The 14,040-nt window shown below is 35.0% G+C and carries 16 protein-coding genes and 1 tRNA gene; 14 read left to right on the plus strand and 3 right to left on the minus strand.

The window, feature by feature from the left end; all coding sequences use genetic code 11:
- Window positions 1-6: 6 nt before the first annotated feature.
- On the plus strand, window positions 7-1,146 hold the full coding sequence (hemW, locus tag TAGGR_RS05880; RefSeq protein WP_059176392.1) for a radical SAM family heme chaperone HemW: 1,140 nt from the start codon (window positions 7-9) through the stop codon (window positions 1,144-1,146).
- On the opposite strand, the gene TAGGR_RS05885 is transcribed toward hemW, so the two are convergent.
- Entirely contained in the window at window positions 1,082-2,248 is a 1,167-nt protein-coding gene (locus TAGGR_RS05885) for a PDZ domain-containing protein (protein ID WP_059176393.1), read from the minus strand. The two genes, hemW and TAGGR_RS05885, sit on opposite strands and share 65 nt — an antisense overlap.
- On the minus strand, window positions 2,215-3,597 hold the full coding sequence (gene tilS, locus TAGGR_RS05890; protein WP_059176394.1) for a tRNA lysidine(34) synthetase TilS: 1,383 nt from the start codon (window positions 3,595-3,597) through the stop codon (window positions 2,215-2,217). The genes TAGGR_RS05885 and tilS overlap by 34 nt, the downstream gene beginning before the upstream one ends.
- A 75-nt stretch (window positions 3,598-3,672) precedes the next feature.
- Between tilS and TAGGR_RS05895 the strand changes: the two genes are divergently transcribed.
- The gene (locus TAGGR_RS05895) at window positions 3,673-4,401 is read left to right on the plus strand and encodes a DsbC family protein (RefSeq protein ID WP_059176395.1); all 729 of its coding nucleotides are present in this window, start codon (window positions 3,673-3,675) and stop codon (window positions 4,399-4,401) included.
- On the opposite strand, the gene TAGGR_RS05900 is transcribed toward TAGGR_RS05895, so the two are convergent.
- Window positions 4,391-5,281 carry a selenium metabolism-associated LysR family transcriptional regulator gene (locus TAGGR_RS05900; protein ID WP_059176396.1) on the minus strand — a complete coding sequence of 297 codons (891 nt, stop codon included), beginning with the start codon at window positions 5,279-5,281 and terminating at the stop codon, window positions 4,391-4,393. The two genes, TAGGR_RS05895 and TAGGR_RS05900, sit on opposite strands and share 11 nt — an antisense overlap.
- Window positions 5,282-5,348: 67 nt before the next feature.
- Between TAGGR_RS05900 and TAGGR_RS05905 the strand changes: the two genes are divergently transcribed.
- From TAGGR_RS05905 to TAGGR_RS05960, 12 genes are all read left to right on the plus strand, one after another.
- The gene (locus tag TAGGR_RS05905; RefSeq protein ID WP_059176397.1) at window positions 5,349-6,140 is read left to right on the plus strand and encodes a hypothetical protein; all 792 of its coding nucleotides are present in this window, start codon (window positions 5,349-5,351) and stop codon (window positions 6,138-6,140) included.
- A gap of 15 nt (window positions 6,141-6,155) precedes the next feature.
- On the plus strand, window positions 6,156-6,476 hold the full coding sequence (tatB, locus tag TAGGR_RS10265) for a Sec-independent protein translocase protein TatB (RefSeq protein WP_082673571.1): 321 nt from the start codon (window positions 6,156-6,158) through the stop codon (window positions 6,474-6,476).
- A gap of 6 nt (window positions 6,477-6,482) precedes the next feature.
- Window positions 6,483-7,274, plus strand: a complete 792-nt coding sequence (gene tatC, locus TAGGR_RS05915) for a twin-arginine translocase subunit TatC (RefSeq protein WP_059176398.1) — start codon at window positions 6,483-6,485, stop codon at window positions 7,272-7,274.
- Complete coding sequence (locus TAGGR_RS05920) at window positions 7,258-7,521, plus strand: hypothetical protein (protein WP_059176399.1); 264 nt, start codon at window positions 7,258-7,260, stop codon at window positions 7,519-7,521. Before tatC ends, TAGGR_RS05920 begins: the two co-directional genes overlap by 17 nt.
- On the plus strand, window positions 7,518-8,567 hold the full coding sequence (gene ychF, locus TAGGR_RS05925; RefSeq protein ID WP_059176400.1) for a redox-regulated ATPase YchF: 1,050 nt from the start codon (window positions 7,518-7,520) through the stop codon (window positions 8,565-8,567). Before TAGGR_RS05920 ends, ychF begins: the two co-directional genes overlap by 4 nt.
- Window positions 8,568-8,582: 15 nt before the next feature.
- Entirely contained in the window at window positions 8,583-10,217 is a 1,635-nt protein-coding gene (locus TAGGR_RS05930) for a methyl-accepting chemotaxis protein (RefSeq protein WP_059176401.1), read from the plus strand.
- Window positions 10,218-10,241: 24 nt separating this feature from the next.
- Window positions 10,242-10,333 (plus strand) — tRNA-Ser (locus tag TAGGR_RS05935).
- Between the two features lie 15 nt (window positions 10,334-10,348).
- A complete protein-coding gene (locus tag TAGGR_RS05940; RefSeq protein WP_059176402.1) occupies window positions 10,349-10,957 on the plus strand; it encodes a DedA family protein in 609 nt (202 codons plus the stop codon).
- Window positions 10,958-11,014: 57 nt separating this feature from the next.
- Entirely contained in the window at window positions 11,015-11,587 is a 573-nt protein-coding gene (locus TAGGR_RS05945) for a 2-oxoacid:acceptor oxidoreductase subunit gamma family protein (protein ID WP_059176403.1), read from the plus strand.
- The gene (locus TAGGR_RS05950; RefSeq protein ID WP_059176404.1) at window positions 11,584-11,874 is read left to right on the plus strand and encodes a 4Fe-4S binding protein; all 291 of its coding nucleotides are present in this window, start codon (window positions 11,584-11,586) and stop codon (window positions 11,872-11,874) included. Before TAGGR_RS05945 ends, TAGGR_RS05950 begins: the two co-directional genes overlap by 4 nt.
- The gene (porA, locus tag TAGGR_RS05955; protein ID WP_059176405.1) at window positions 11,874-13,055 is read left to right on the plus strand and encodes a pyruvate ferredoxin oxidoreductase; all 1,182 of its coding nucleotides are present in this window, start codon (window positions 11,874-11,876) and stop codon (window positions 13,053-13,055) included. The genes TAGGR_RS05950 and porA overlap by 1 nt, the downstream gene beginning before the upstream one ends.
- Before the next feature lies 1 nt (window position 13,056).
- Window positions 13,057-14,013 carry a thiamine pyrophosphate-dependent enzyme gene (locus TAGGR_RS05960; RefSeq protein WP_059176406.1) on the plus strand — a complete coding sequence of 319 codons (957 nt, stop codon included), beginning with the start codon at window positions 13,057-13,059 and terminating at the stop codon, window positions 14,011-14,013.
- Window positions 14,014-14,040 lie beyond the last annotated feature (27 nt).

Here is a 14,040-nt window from a genome sequence, read left to right on the forward strand (position 1 = left end):
TAAACTATGACTGCATTTTTTTCATCTCTTTATGTTCATGTTCCTTTTTGTGTAAAAAAGTGTAAATATTGCAGTTTCTATTCATTGCCCTATGATGAAGATTTAGAAAAGCTTTATATTAAAGCACTTCTGAAAGAAATTGAGATTGCAAAACAGCTTCCTCATCTTCTTAAAACACTATACATAGGTGGAGGAACGCCTTCATGTTTGAGTATTCATGGACTTAAAAAGCTTCTTTCAAGTTTGAGAGAGAGTTTTAAAATAGCTTCAGAGCTTGAGTTTTCTATTGAGATAAATCCTAAAACAGTTAGCGGAGAAAAGCTTGATTTATTAAAAGATTACGGCATTAACAGGTTAAGCATAGGAGTTCAGTCGTTTAATGATAAAGAACTTTTATTTTTAGGAAGGATTCATAATGCTCAAGATGCAGTTAGAACAGTTGAAATTGCTTTAGAAAAAGGCTTTGAAAACATCTCAATTGATTTGATTTATGGAATTCCGGGGCAGACATTAAAAGGCTGGGAAGAAAGTCTTCACATAGCTGTCAATATGCACATCAGACATATTTCGCTCTATGAGCTTTCAATTGAGAAAAATACTCCTCTTAGAGAGGAAATCCTGAAAGGAAAATTTTTACTTCCCTCAGAGGATGATATTACTGGCATGTACGAATTTGCCACGGATTTTTTAAGAGAAAAAGGTTTTATAAAATATGAGATATCAAATTTTGCTAAAAGAGGATTTGAATGCAAACACAATATTACATACTGGTTGAGAATGCCCTATCTTGGGCTTGGTCCTTCTGCTCACTCATTTATAGATAGAAAAAGATTTCATAACCCTTCAGATTTATTTGCCTATTCAGAAAGTTTACAGAGTGGTGAATTAGCATGGATAGAGGATTACAGAGTTGATGAACTGGAAGAACTAAGAGAGAAGATTTTTCTTGGACTTAGAATGACAGAGGGTATTACTATTACTCAGAAATGTTTGCTTGAATTTATGAAAAATTTTGAAAGAGAGAAACTTCTTACTTTCTCGGAAAACAGAGTAAAACTTACAGACAGAGGAATGCTTGTATCTAACGAGATTTTTGCCCTGGTATTATCACATATTGATAGCTGTCCTGTCTGTAAACAAGAATAAGCAGGTCAGACCCTGAAGCTTTTGAGATGATATCATAGAAGTCATTTACTGAGTTTACAGCTTTTTTATTAATCTCAACAATTATATCATCCTCTTTCAGAATTCCCAGAGCTGGACTGTCTTCACTGATTTTTTTAACAAGTGCACCTGTTATGGACTTTTTCAGATTTGCCTTTAATTTTTCAGGAATTTCTGTAATTTCAACACCCTTTATTCCAGAGGTAATAGAAGATTTTGTTTGAATTAGAATTTCTGGAGGTTCTTCAACAGTTACAGAGAAATTTTTCTGAATTCCCTCTCTTAAAATTTTTAAATTAATGTTCTCTCCAGCAAATTTTGTTGATATAATACTTTGCAAATTCTTCAATTCTTTAATGCTTGAACCGTCTGCTTCAACAATTACATCTCCTCTTTTCAATCCTGCTTTGTCTGCTGGTCCACCTTCATAAATATTGGTAATAACAACTCCTTCAGAGACAAGTAAAATTTTTCCAAGTTCCTGAGTGACTGTCTGTCCCTGAAGTCCTAACCAGCCAGGTTTTCTTTTAATTAACCTATTGATCTCTGAATAAAATGGTTTAATTAACAAAACTTCGGAAACAGTATCACTTTTAGTCACAATTCCCAGAGGGATTAAGTCAAGAGAGATAAGGAGTGAGCCAGGAATATGTTTACCCTGAATAAGGATTTTACTATCATTGATAGCTCCCTTTACCAGCAATAAAGAGGTTTCTTCAAGAACTGTAAGAAGAAAAAATAATTCATCCTGTGTATTTAAAATTCCAAAATTTACAGGAGTGAGATCTCTTTGTAGTTTTATTAATGCAATATTTAATTTTGAATCTATAGCAACTACAGGATTTTTTGCTCTATCAATCACTGTTGCTGGTATTATGGCATAGTTTTTATCTATTGCAACAGCTACTGCTTCATCAAGAGGAATCAGAGAGTATGAAAAATTCTTATAAATTGCCTCAAATTTGTTTTTTAATGACGTGGAAAAACTATCTTCTGAATAAAGTTTGCTATTTGAAAATAAAATAGCCGTGATAAAAATAAATACTGTAATTATAACTTTGGCATAATTTTTATCTGTAGACATCTCTTTGTATTATCATCAATTTTAAATCTGTCGTCAAGTCTATAACCTGCAATGCAAACTATATCTCCGTTACTTTCAATTACAGGAACAGTATCTCTTTCATCTCTTGGAACTTTTTCATCAACAAAGAAATCCTGAAGCTTTTTCTTTTTACCAAAGCCAAAGGGATAGAAGTAATCACCAGGTTTTCTTCCTCTTACAATTAGAGGAAATTTAACTTTGTCCATATCTGCATAAATCGTGTTTTTTCCATCGCCAAAATCCTGAAGTTCTTCTCTTTTTATCTCCCTTAGACTTAAAACCTTATTGCATTCTTTGAGATCTAAATCTGCAGGTTCATTTATTTCGTATGTAGAAAGCTTTTTGGGAAGCTCTGCAGTTACTGTCAAAGTTGAATATCCCTTTATGGCTCTAATTCCCTTTGGAAGATAAATTCTGTCACCGGGTTTGCCAGTTTTTATGAGTTTAATAATGTCTTCTATGTGATCAAATGTTAAACCTTTTAAATCTCTCACGCTATCAATCGCAACTCTCAAAGCTCTTCTTAAGATAACAATATTTAGAACCTCCATTGGATTGCAGAAAAGCTCAACAGTTTTGTCAGTTTTTCTGCTCATAAGTCGCATTAAAGCTTTTGTTACAGATACATTTATATAATCATTTTCTTCTCTCAAAATCTCTGCAGTCTTTGAGATAATTTTTATAGCCTGTGGAGAAATTGATTTTATTACAGGCATCAGGGTTTTTCTTATTCTGTTTCTTAAATACTTTAAGCTTTCATTTGATGGATCAATGATATAAGAAATATTTTTTTCTGAGAGGAATTTCTCTATTTCTGCTCTTTCAACTTCTATAAGAGGTCTTATTATTTTTTTTCTCACCGGTGGAATTCCGCTCAATCCAGCAGGTCCTGCTCCTCTTAGAAGTCTCATTATGACGGTTTCAGCCTGATCATCAGCATTATGTGCCACTGCAATTTTGTGTGCTTTAATGTTAATGCTTATATGATCAAGTGCTCCATATCTAAGGATTCTTGCTGCTTCCTGAATACTGATTTTTTCAGTTTTTGAAAATTCTCTAACATCTATAGATTGAGTGTAAAAAGGTATATTCAGAGAGTCGCACAATTGTTTACAGAATTCTATTTCCTTTGGAACATCATCAGGTCTTAATCCATGATCAATGTATGCTGCTGAGATTTTTAATCTGTACTCAGTTTTGAGCATATTTAAAACTTGAAGAAGACAGACAGAGTCAGATCCTCCTGAAAGACCTACAAGAACATGGTCTGCTGTTGAGAGCATATTATATTTTTCAACTGTCTGTTTTACTTTTTTTAGTATGTCCATCTGTTAATTTTAACTCTCTCTTGATTTTTTTGACAAATTGTTTTTAAATTAATTTAAAACTTAAGTGAGGTTTATATGAAAAAGTTTATAATTTTGATATTTTCAATGCTTTTCCTGCTATCATGCAATTTAACGTCTAATCCATGTTCGAGCATCAAAGAGAATAGTTTAAAAGAAACACTAAAGATTGATTTTGATAGCATTGTTGAAAAAAATGAGATAAAGGGAACCAATCTTTGTCAGATTGTTATTAAAAGAGGTGGAGGATTAAATGTTTTTTATGCATATCCTGATGGTAAAACTTTCATATTTGGAGACATCTATAAAGATGGTGTATTTTTAAGTAAAGTAGCTTTAGAAAGGATTCAGGAAAAAAGCTTTAAAGACTTTCAATCGGAAATTGAAAAAACTGTTGCATTTTCCTACAAACCAGAGGGTGCTACCAAGTATATTTATATGATTACTGATCCAGACTGTCCTTTTTGTGAAAAAGCAAAACAATTAGTTAAACAATGGGCAGATTCAAAAAAAGTGGAAGTGAGAGTAATATTTTTCCCTCTTGAAGGACTTCATCCTGAGGCAAAAGACAAGTCTGTAAGGGCAGTTTGCTCGGGAATGCAGTTTAGTGACTATCTTAACTCAAAATGGACAGGATCACTATGTCCCGAGGGAATAAAAAAAATAGAAGATTCTATTGCGCTTATGAAAAAAATTAATATTAATGGGACACCTTCTTTTATATCCTTTAATGGAAAGCGGGTAATTGGATTTTCACCTGAGGGACTTGATAGCATTATAAACTAAAGGCTTTTTCCTTCAAAAATTTGTAAAAAAGATTGTATATGTAGGGTAAAGTTCTTTGTGTATGAGTAGCTATGTAAAATGTTCTGCTCATCGTGTAGTTCTTTATTCTTGCAATTTTAAGTTTACCACATTCTAATTCATCTTTGATTGAGTGAATTGAAAGAATTGAAATACCTAAGTTGTTTTTAATTGCCTCTTTTACACTGTCTGTACTGCTTAGGGTGCATACTACATTGAGTTTTTCTATATTTATTCCCATCTCATGAAGCCATTTCTCCATCTCTTTTTTTGTGCCTGAGCCTTCCTCTCTCATTATAAATGGATACTTGAGAATTTCCTCAGGCTCAATGAAGGACTCCTTGATAAAGTCAGGACTGGCAATCACAAGCTCGTCATTCATAAAAGGGACATAGTCAATTTTTGATTTATTAAGTTTGGTTCCTACAACTGCTATTAAGATTTCTCCTGAAAGCATGCTTTCTATTGCAGTTTTTGAATCTGATATGTCAATTCGAATGGAAATTTCAGGATAAGTCTTTTTAAAAGATGATATTATTCTGGGTAAAATATAAGTCCCTGGTATGCTACTTGCTGCAATATGTAGATTGCCTGAGGGATTGGATTTTACTCTTTGCAAAACATCTTTCAGATTTTCAACTTTTTCTACCACTCCGTAAGCATGTTCAAAAAGTATTTCTGCTTCTTTAGTAGGTATGATGTTTTTACCAAATCGGTCAAACAATTTGCAGTTTAACTCTGCTTCAAGAGTTTTTATATGCTCACTTATTGTTGGTTGAGTAAGAAATAGTTCTTTAGCAGCTTTTGAAAAACTTTTATTTTTGAATACTGAGATAAAAACTTTCAATTGATGAATATCCATAGATAACATTTTAACAGAAGTAACAATTAATTTGACAGATTTTGTTTTTTTTGATATTCTTTTTTAAATGAAACGGTTGATAATTTTTTCAATTTTTTTCTTAATTTTAAGCTCCAATGCCTATTCCTTTGACAGAAAAGGATTTTCACCGACAGCACCATTTTCCGTAATCTCTACTTTTTCTGCAGAGTCTCCAAAACAGAATCAGGTAGCAATTGATTTTGGTTTTGAATTTGCAAATGATCCTGACATAAAAAGAACAAACTTAAATCTTTCCTATGGATTAACCAACAATGTAGAAATTATTGCCAATCTTCCCTATAATCTCTCATATCATAATTCTTTAAATGACAATGGTGCTGAGGATATTAATTTTGGCTTTAAACACAGAGTAGTTGATGAAACAACATATTTGCCAGCTTTTGCATACATGCTTTATGTATCAGGAGACTTGGGAAATGATGAGTTTTCAACAGAAGGTGGTATTGGAGGTGGTTTTATTGTTACCAAAAAGGTAGGACCCGTAAAGGCTCACGGAAACTTAATATATTTTCGCCCAGACAAAGAAGGACTGAAAGAAACATGGAATATTAATCTTGGTTCAGAGCTTAAAGTAAGCTATAACTCAAGTATTCTCTTTGAGGTCATAGGAAGGAAAGCTATTAACAAAAACAAAATAGACCTATTAGAATGGAGACTTGGGTATAGAGTAAGGATAACAGATATCTCCTACACTACTGTAAGTACCGGTTTTGATATAAAAAACAGAACTCCTGATGTTAGATTTATGTTCGGTATCAGTGTGGTATTACCTTCAGAAAAAAATAAATTCAGAAGAATTGTAGAAGATAATGATTAATGGTATAATAATTTCATGTTTGATTTAGGATTTCAGGAATTAATTGTAATATTTATAGTTGCCCTGCTGATATTTGGTCCCAAAAGGCTTCCTGAACTCGGATATACTCTTGGTAAAACAATGAATGAGATAAGGAAAGCTTTCCAAAGTGCAAAATCAGAGATGGAGAAAGAGATAAATGAAGTAAAGGAAACAGTGGATGATGTTAAAAAAGATATAAAAGATCCACTGGAACTCAAAAATGAACTTTTTAAAGATATGCCTTCTTTGGAAGATTTAAGAATAGATAAACATATTGAAAATATTGCAAGAAAAGAGATTGAAAAGAAGGAGTAGTAATGGATGGAAGAGCAGAAAATGTCATTGATGGAACATCTATCAGAACTGAGGAAGAGGATAGTAGTCTGTCTCGTTGCTCTTCTTATAGCTTTTGTCTTAACATTTAGCTATTCTGAATATATCTTCAAACTTTTACTTTTTCCTCTAAATTATTCTCCCCAGTTTTCGCTAAAAGAGGGTATAGTTTTTGTCCCTGATCAGAAACTTCAGAATACGAAACTTGTATTTTTAGGTCCTGCTGAAGCATTCTGGATGAACATGAAGATAGCGCTTGTATCAGGATTTGTTCTTACAATTCCTGTAATTTTTTATCAACTCTGGAGATTTGTCTCTCCGGGACTTTACTCTCATGAAAAGAAGTATGTTTTACCCTTTGTACTTGCTGCCACCAGTCTTTTTCTTGTAGGAATTACTTTCTGCTATTTGATTGTGCTACCTTTTGCTATGAGTTTTTTATTAAATTATAAAGTGGGCGACTTTTTAATGCCCATGCTTTCTGTAGGGCTCTATATAGACTTTTTATTAAAATTTCTTCTTGCCTTTGGATTTGTTTTTGAGCTTCCAATTTTAATTGTAATTACTACAAGAATGGGTCTTATAACTCCTCAAACACTTAAAAAATACAGACGCCTGGCAATAGTTCTTGCTTTTGTTGCAGCGGCAATTATAACTCCAACTCCAGATGCTTTTAATCAAACACTTATGGCAGTTCCGATGATTATACTTTATGAACTCGGCATATGGGTTTCAATAATACTTAATAAAAAAGGTAAAAAAGATGGAGGGCAGAACTAAGTCAATTTCAGCAATTGCATCTGACATTGCAGAAGGATTTATTACAGTAAATCCTCTGTTTTTAAAGAAATTTTCAGAAAAGGATTTAAAAGAACTTCGTGATGTATTAATCAAAAAAGAACGCCAGATAAGGACAGAACCTTTTCCATTCAATGAGCCTTTACTAATAAGAAAAAGAAATATGAAACTTCAAAGACTTCATCAGGCTATGGTAGTAATAAAAAACTTTATGGAAGGTAAGATATGAAAATTGCCCTGACAGGATTTTTCAACTCAGGCAAAACCACGATTTTCAATGCAATAACCTGCCAGAAAATTGAAATTTCCTCATATCCAACTCAAGCAGATAAAGTTCACAGAGGAATTCTTCAGGTAGATGATTCAAGATTAAAAAAGATAAGTGAGATTGTTAAACCTAAAAAAACAACCTTTGCCCAGGTTGAATGCCTTGATATAGCAGGATTTATTAAAGACAATCCCTCACATAATGCTAAAGTTATAAGAGAAATAATGGATGTTGATGCTTTAATATACATTTTACGTGGGTTTGAAGATCTTTCAGTACCTTACCAATTTAATACAATTGATCCTGTAAGGGATTTGAATGAACTTGAATATGAATTTATAATGATTGATTTAGATCTTGTGACTAAGAGAATTGAGAGAATGGCTGAACAAAAAAAGAAGGGACAGAAGATAAATGAAGGTGAAATGGAAGTTCTTACAGTTTTAAGAACTCATCTTGAAAATGGAGAACCTTTACGGAAGCTTAAACTTACTGAAAAAAACATGAAGCAAATAAGGCATTTGAATTTTTTAACTCTTAAACCAGTTTTTGCAGTTATAAATGCAGATGAAAAGTCTTTTAACGAAGGGAGATTCAAGGATACAGGCATTTTAACAATATGCGGTTCTCTGGAAAGCGAAATTATACAACTTCCACCGGATGAAATCTCAAGTTTTCTCATTGCTCTCGGAATAGATGAACCTGTTAGTAAAAAGATTATAAGAAAAGCCTATGAAATTCTCGATTACATATCCTTTTTTACAGCAGGACCACAGGAAGTAAGAGCATGGAGCATTAAAAAAGGAACAGTGGCAGTAGATGCAGCAGGAAAAATTCATTCTGATATTCAGAGGGGTTTTATTCGGGCAGAGGTAATATCTTACGATGACTTTTTATCTTTAGAAGGTGACCTTAATTTAGCAAAACAGAAAGGACTTTTAAGATTAGAAGGAAAGGAATATGAAGTAAAAGATGGGGACATAATAACTTTTAGATTTAAAGTATAGTTTGGGGGTCGGGAGATGAAAAAATTTTTAAGTGAGCTTGACAGGAAGGTAAAGTTACGCTGGAAGATGGTTATTCCTCTCGCTTTGGCTATTGCTTTTGGAGTTATTGCAACTGTTATTGTTACTGGCTATGGTGCTTACAAAATTGCCTATGATTCAGCAGTTCATTTTGGTGCAAAAGAAGTTCCACAGGAAATAATGAAAGAGGTAAGAACACTTCAGCTTGTTTTTGCTGTGCTTGGTTTTCTGGGAATTATTTCAGCTTCGGCAATTGTTTACATAACCTATATTGTCACTCACAAACCTGTTAATCTTCTTGCTCAGACACTACAAAAAATATCTGATGGAGATTTAACTGTAAGCGTTGGATTTAAAGATAGAGTTGATATTGTAGGAAGGCTTGCAAAGAGTATTGATAAGGTTTTACAAACATTCATAAATCTTACTGACAAATCTTTTGAGTATTCTCAAAGACTTGCTGAGACAGTTGATAAATGTAACAGAGTAATAGACGAAACAATAGAAGGAGCAAAAAAGCAATCACAGCAGGCAAATCAGATTGCTACAGCAGCTGAGGAGATGACACAGACAATTACAGATATAGCAAACAATGCATCAAAAGCATCTGAAACTGCTCAGGAAACAATGGAGATTGCTAAGAAAGGACAGAATCTATCTCAGAATGCTGTTCAGAAAGTTAATATCGTTTATCAAACAACGAATGAACTTGGGCAGATGATAGAAAAACTTAGCAGTTCTGCCTCTGAAATAGGAGACATTGTAACAGTTATTAAAGACATAGCTGATCAGACAAATCTTCTTGCTTTGAATGCGGCTATTGAGGCAGCAAGGGCAGGGGAACAGGGAAGAGGATTTGCAGTCGTTGCCGATGAAGTAAGAAAACTTGCAGAGAGAACAATCAGGGCAACTGAGGAAATTGCTCAGAAAATCAGCATGATTCAAAAGGAAACTTCAGATACTGCTCAATCAATGAAAAAGGAGCTTACAGAGGTTACAGAAGTAACAGAGGCTGTTAACACCATAGGAAATGCTCTTGGAGAAATTGTCTCTTCTGTAGTAAAGCTTAAGGATCAGATTACACAGATCGCAACTGCTGTTGAGGAACAGTCTGCAGCAAGTGAGGAAGTTACAAGAAACATTGAAGAATCTGCAAAGATAGCATCTCAGATAGAGCGCCTTGCAGAGACTATAGTTAAAGATTCCTATGAGATTTTACATGTTTCCTCAGATCTGAGACATACAGCAGCTGCTGTAAAAACAAAAAGAACACAGCAGATGCTTTTTGACATATTTAAAGGAGATCATGAGCGCTTAATGATAAGAGTTCATGCCCATGTAAAGGGAATTGACAGACTTGATCCAGACCGACTTGCAGATTATCGTTCCTGTGGATTGGGTAAGTGGTATTACAGCGAAGAAGGACAGAAATTCAGAGATCTGTCAGGTTTTTCAGAACTGGAGGATGTTCACAGATTGTCACATACTCTTGGAAGAGATATAGTTTTGGCACATAATGCTGGAGACCATGAAAAGGTAAAAAAACTTCTTGATGAAGCTCAAAGAAATAGCGAAAGATTGAACAGGCTTTTAGAGCAGCTTAAGAATGGTTATCTTGCAAGATTAGGATAAACAGTGTTATTATTTAAAATACATGGAGAGGTGGCCGAGTCTGGTCGAAGGCAGCCGCCTGCTAAGCGGTTGTGGAGCCAAAAGCTCCACCCAGGGTTCGAATCCCTGCCTCTCCGTTCTTTTATAAAACAATGGATTCTTATTCAATTATAGAGCAGTTTTCCTATCCCGGGTTATTTTTTTTATTAATTCTTGGCGGTCTTGGAGTTCCTTTCTTTCCTGAAGATTTAATTCTTATTGCCTGCGGAGTTATGATTTCAGTTGGAATTATTAAACCTATTCCTGCAATTTTAATTTCTTATACAGGACTTATTTTATCCGACTTTATGCTTTACTGGGCAGGAAGAAAATTTGGTAGAAAAATAGTGACAAATCAGAGATTTGAAAAGATTCTATCTCCTGCAAAGTTTTTGATAATTGAAAAAAAATTCAGAAGACACAGCACCCTTATAATGCTTCTTGGCAGGCTTCTTGTTGGTTTCAGAACCCAGGTTTTTTTACTCTCAGGAATCACAAGGGTTTCCATGGCAAAATTTTTAATTATTGATTCCTTTGGTTCTGCAGTTGTTCTTACTATTATGGTTACAGCAGGATATCTTGGAGGAAAATTTTTAGAAAGTGTAAAAAAGGGCATGTTATACATGGAATATATTGCTGGTTTTCTGGCTGTAATGGCAATAATTATTATTTTAATTTATCTGTCCTATAGGTATGTAACAAAATCAAATAATATTTCGTGATTAAATCATTTTATTTTTGGTAAAATAATTTAAAACTCTTTTTTGAGAGGTGGTTTTATGGAAAAAGTAGAAATAAGATGGCACGGAAGAGGAGGGCAGGGAACTGTAACTGCGGCAAAGGTTTTTGCAGATGCCTGCCTAAGTGGTGGTAGATATGTACAGGCATTTCCTGAATATGGACCGGAAAGAGCTGGAGCTCCCCTTAGAGCATATAATAGAATAAGTTCAAAAGAGCTGAGAATGCATTGTCCTGTTACTAATCCAGATGTTGTTGTCGTTGTTGACCCAAGTTTGATAGAAAGCATTGATGTTACTGAAGGAGCTAAAGAAGATGCTAAGTTTATAATCAATACTTCCAAAGAACCTGCCGAATTAAGAAAAAAGCTAAATCTTAAACCAACTCAAAAGATTTACACAGTAGACGCCACAAAAATTGCCATTGAATGCTTTGGAAGACCCATGCCAAATTCGCCGATGGTTGGTGCATTGAATAGAGTCACAGGTCTTGTAGATCTTGAAACATTACTTGAAGATGTAAGAAAAAGTTTTGGGAAAAAGTTTTCCCAGAAAATAATTGATGGTAACCTTCTTGCAGTAAAGAGAGGTTACGAGGAGGTGAAGGAAGGATGATAGGATGGAAAGACATACCACCAGGAATGGTTATATTAGAGCCAGGAAGTGCATTAAAAATTAAAACTGGCTCATGGAGAGCTGCCTATAGACCTAAATGGATTGAGGAAAACTGTATTCAATGCCTTCTTTGCTGGCTCTACTGCCCTGACAATGCAGTTAAGGTAAAAGATGGAAAGAGAGAAGATTTTGACTATGACTATTGTAAAGGTTGTGGAATCTGTGCACTGGAATGTCCTGGTAAAAAAGGTAACAAAGCTATTGTAATGGAAGAGGAGGTAAAATAATGACGAAGATAGTTGCAGTAACAGGAAATGAAGCAGTTGCTAATGCCTTTCGTCAGGTAGAGCCTGATGTATGTGCAGCCTACCCAATAACTCCTCAAACAGAGCTCATGCAGAGATTCGCTGCTTTTGTATCCAATGGACAGGTTAAAACAGAGATGATTCTTGTTGAAAGCGAACACTCTGCTATGAGTGCCTGTGTTGGTGCTGCAGCTGCCGGAGGAAGAGTTGCAACTGCAACCTCTTCTCAGGGACTTGCACTTATGTGGGAGATTTTATTTATTGCCTCAGGATTAAGACTGCCTATTGTGATGCCTGTTGTAAACAGGGCTCTTTCTGCTCCGATAAACATTCACTGCGACCACTCAGATGCAATGGGTGCAAGGGATAGTGGATGGATACAACTCTGGAGTGAAAATGCACAGGAAGCTTATGACAACACAATTCAGGCATTCAGGATTGCTGAGCACATGGATATAAGACTTCCAGTAATGGTTTGTTATGACGGCTTTATAATAAGTCATTCAATAGAGAGGATTGAGTATCTTGATGATGAAGTGGTAAAAAATTTTGTTGGAGAATATAAACCTCTTTATCCACTTCTTGACGTGGACAATCCAAAAAGCTATGGTCCATTGATACTTACTGATCTTTACCATGAAGTAAGAAAAGCCCATTCTGAGGTATATAAAAAGGTTCCTCAGGTTGTGCTTGAAGTTGCAAAGGAGTTTGAAAAAATATCTGGAAGAGGCTATGGTCTGTTTGAATCCTACAGACTTGAGGATGCTGAAATAGGAATTGTAATCTTAAACTCTGCTGCAGGAACAACAAAGGATGTTATAGATGAATACAGAGACAAAGGAGTAAAGGTTGGGCTTCTTAAGCCAAGGCTTTTCAGGCCATTCCCATATGAAGAGGTTGGAAATGCCCTTAAACACTTAAAAGCAGTTTGTGTTCTTGATAGAGCAGATGCTTTTGGAGGTTCTTTTGGCCCCCTTTATCTTGATATTGCAGCAAGCCTTTGTAATTTCAAAGAAAAACCAATTTTAATTAACAGAATATACGGACTTGGTGGAAGAGACTACATGCCTGAACATGCCGGGCAGGTAATTGAAGAGCTTATAGAGATAGCAAAGACAGGTAAAGTAAAAGTTTTAAAAGAATACATAGGAGTGAGGGAGTAATATGACAACACCGCTTAATTTAAAGGAATTATCAAAAAAAGAACTAAGATTTACTGCAGGACATCGTCTTTGTGCAGGATGTGCAGCACCAACAGTTGTTAAAATGATTCTTCTTGCAGCCTGTGACTATCCTGTTGTTGTAGCATCTGCTACAGGATGTCTTGAAGTTTCATCATGCATATCAACATACACGGCATGGAAAGTGCCATGGATTCATAATGCTTTTGAAAACGCAGCAGCCACTCTTTCTGGCGTTGAGACAATGTATAGAGCTTTAAAAAAGCAGGGCAAAATTGATAAGGATATTAAATTTATTGCCATCTCTGGTGATGGTGGAACTTATGATATAGGTTTTCAAAGTCTTTCCGGTGCAATGGAGCGATGGCACAACATGCTTTATGTATGCTATGACAATGGAGCCTACATGAATACAGGAATTCAGCGTTCTGGAGCAACACCAACTTTTGCTGATACTACTACATGTCCCGCTGGTTCTGTTATTCCCGGGAAACCACAACATAGAAAGGACCTAACGAGAATAATGGCAGCCCATGGAATTCCCTATGTTGCTCAAGCAAGTCCAAGTCACTGGCCAGATTTGATGAAAAAGGTGAGAAAAGCTCTTGAGATTGAAGGTCCAAAATTTATCAATGTTTTTACTCCCTGTAATCGTGGCTGGAGAACAAGAACAGACGATGCTATACTACTAAGCAGGCTTGCAGTTGAAACCTGTTTCTGGCCTCTCTATGAAGTTGAGAATGGTGTTACAAGAATTACTGTAAAACCAAAGGAAAAAAAGCCAATTACAGAATTTCTTAAAGCACAGGGTAGATTTAAACATCTCTTTGAACCAGGAAAAGAAAAACTCATTGAACAGATTCAGGAAATGGTTGATAAAAACTGGGAAAGACTCTTAAAAGAAGAAGAGATGTTTGCTCCTAAACAGGAAACACAATAAATTTTGCTGGCTCTCTGTGCAAAAACA

The organism is Thermodesulfovibrio aggregans (genome assembly GCF_001514535.1).
Classification (GTDB): domain Bacteria; phylum Nitrospirota; class Thermodesulfovibrionia; order Thermodesulfovibrionales; family Thermodesulfovibrionaceae; genus Thermodesulfovibrio; species Thermodesulfovibrio aggregans.

What these genes read in the sequence shown, in the direction of transcription:
- hemW (WP_059176392.1), top strand. Translation starts at nt 7, where the DNA reads ATGACTGCATTTTTTTCATCTCTTTATGTTCATGTTCCTTTTTGTGTA.
- TAGGR_RS05885 (WP_059176393.1), bottom strand. Translation starts at nt 2,248, where the DNA reads ATGTCTACAGATAAAAATTATGCCAAAGTTATAATTACAGTATTTATT.
- tilS (WP_059176394.1), bottom strand. Translation starts at nt 3,597, where the DNA reads ATGGACATACTAAAAAAAGTAAAACAGACAGTTGAAAAATATAATATG.
- TAGGR_RS05895 (WP_059176395.1), top strand. Translation starts at nt 3,673, where the DNA reads ATGAAAAAGTTTATAATTTTGATATTTTCAATGCTTTTCCTGCTATCA.
- TAGGR_RS05900 (WP_059176396.1), bottom strand. Translation starts at nt 5,281, where the DNA reads ATGGATATTCATCAATTGAAAGTTTTTATCTCAGTATTCAAAAATAAA.
- TAGGR_RS05905 (WP_059176397.1), top strand. Translation starts at nt 5,349, where the DNA reads ATGAAACGGTTGATAATTTTTTCAATTTTTTTCTTAATTTTAAGCTCC.
- tatB (WP_082673571.1), top strand. Translation starts at nt 6,156, where the DNA reads ATGTTTGATTTAGGATTTCAGGAATTAATTGTAATATTTATAGTTGCC.
- tatC (WP_059176398.1), top strand. Translation starts at nt 6,483, where the DNA reads ATGGAAGAGCAGAAAATGTCATTGATGGAACATCTATCAGAACTGAGG.
- TAGGR_RS05920 (WP_059176399.1), top strand. Translation starts at nt 7,258, where the DNA reads ATGGAGGGCAGAACTAAGTCAATTTCAGCAATTGCATCTGACATTGCA.
- ychF (WP_059176400.1), top strand. Translation starts at nt 7,518, where the DNA reads ATGAAAATTGCCCTGACAGGATTTTTCAACTCAGGCAAAACCACGATT.
- TAGGR_RS05930 (WP_059176401.1), top strand. Translation starts at nt 8,583, where the DNA reads ATGAAAAAATTTTTAAGTGAGCTTGACAGGAAGGTAAAGTTACGCTGG.
- TAGGR_RS05940 (WP_059176402.1), top strand. Translation starts at nt 10,349, where the DNA reads ATGGATTCTTATTCAATTATAGAGCAGTTTTCCTATCCCGGGTTATTT.
- TAGGR_RS05945 (WP_059176403.1), top strand. Translation starts at nt 11,015, where the DNA reads ATGGAAAAAGTAGAAATAAGATGGCACGGAAGAGGAGGGCAGGGAACT.
- TAGGR_RS05950 (WP_059176404.1), top strand. Translation starts at nt 11,584, where the DNA reads ATGATAGGATGGAAAGACATACCACCAGGAATGGTTATATTAGAGCCA.
- porA (WP_059176405.1), top strand. Translation starts at nt 11,874, where the DNA reads ATGACGAAGATAGTTGCAGTAACAGGAAATGAAGCAGTTGCTAATGCC.
- TAGGR_RS05960 (WP_059176406.1), top strand. Translation starts at nt 13,057, where the DNA reads ATGACAACACCGCTTAATTTAAAGGAATTATCAAAAAAAGAACTAAGA.